The sequence below is a fragment of the Caballeronia sp. SEWSISQ10-4 2 genome (assembly GCF_030464885.1).
Taxonomy (GTDB): Bacteria; Pseudomonadota; Gammaproteobacteria; order Burkholderiales; family Burkholderiaceae; genus Caballeronia.
Genome location: NZ_JALPRJ010000202.1, coordinates 1 through 1,427, shown reverse-complemented (window position 1 = coordinate 1,427; position 1,427 = coordinate 1). Strand labels below are relative to the sequence as shown.

The 1,427-nt window shown below is 56.3% G+C and carries 1 protein-coding gene; it reads left to right on the top strand.

Annotated elements, in window-relative coordinates; all coding sequences use genetic code 11:
* The first annotated feature begins 133 nt into the window (after positions 1-133).
* Positions 134-1,153 (top strand): IS110 family transposase, encoded by a 1,020-nt coding sequence (locus tag M0D69_RS43595; RefSeq protein ID WP_301787975.1) that lies wholly within the window; start codon positions 134-136, stop codon positions 1,151-1,153.
* The last annotated feature ends 274 nt before the right edge of the window (positions 1,154-1,427 follow it).

Below are 1,427 nucleotides of genomic sequence, written 5' to 3'. Positions count from 1 at the left end.
CGACAAATGGAATGAACGCCCCCACCTATCGGACGTTAGGATCTGAAAAGTGGACCCTCACGGGCCGACGGCATCAAAAGTGCCCAAATTGGAAGATCATTAAGGTCTTCACAGGCTAACCGGAGGGTCCGAGATGAAGTATACGACGGTCGGGGTCGACATCGCGAAGTCGGTGTTCCAGCTTCACTGGGTAGATGCTGAAACGGGGGAGATCGTCAGCCGGCAGCTCAAACGGGCGCTGTTTCTTGAGCACTTCGCGAACCGGGCTCCTTGCCTGATAGGGATGGAGGCGTGCGGCGGAGCTCAGCATTGGGCACGGCGGTTAATTGAGATGGGTCATCAGGTAAAACTGATGCCGGCGAAGTTCGTCAAAGCCTTCGTGATTGGCAATAAGAATGATCCGGCAGATGCACGCGCGATCTGGATGGCTGCCCAGATGCCAAGTAAAGCGGTCGCGGTGAAGACCGAGGCGCAGCAGGCAGTGTTAGCGCTGCACCGGATGCGGCAACAGAAAGTCAAGTTCCGGACCGCACAGATGAACGGTCTGCGCGGGCTGCTCACTGAATATGGCGAAGTGATGAGCAAGAGCCGGGCAGCGCTGGACAAAGCGATTCCTGCGGTACTCGCGAGACTTGCCGAGCGTCTGCCGGCAATGCTGATCGAGTCATTGCGTGAGATGTGGAATGACCTCGAGCGCCTCGATAAGCAGATCGCCGACATCGAACGACGCTTGCAGACGTGGATGAAAGAAGACAAGGCGTGCCATGCGATCGCGGCGATACCCGGGGTGGGTTTGCTCACTGCGACCGCAGTGGTTTCGACTATGGGTGATCCGAAAGCGTTCAAATCCGGACGCGAGTTCGCGGCCTGGCTCGGTCTCGTTCCCGGACAAACGGGCACGGGCGGAAAGATTCAGTTGTTGGGCATCTCCAAGCGTGGCGACACGTATGTACGTACCTTGCTGATCCACGGTGCACGCAGTGTGCTCTTCCACGCGAAGGAACCAGGTCCGTGGGTCGAGCAGATGAAAAAACGAAGACCGCCGAACGTGATCACCGTGGCACTGGCGAACAAGATGGCTCGGACGATCTGGGCAATCCTTGCACATGGTAGGCCGTATCAGAAGGAGCACGTGAGTACCAGGCTGGCCTGATGGTCAGAGCAGATACAGAACATTTAAACTTTACAGGGTGACGTCAAAGGTTGCGTTGGCAACGAGTGTGATGACAAGACAGGTCGGACCGGAACTCGCTAAACCTGAAAGATGATTCGAGCTTAGAGCTCATGCGACAAATGAGGGGCGAGTTAGCGGATTTCATCGGGGCCCGCAGCGGATGAGGCTGCAAGAAGGCCGTATATAAAGCTGCAGCCTATCCTGTTAAATCAAAACACGCGAAAACTGGCGCATAAGGGGGCGTTCATATAAA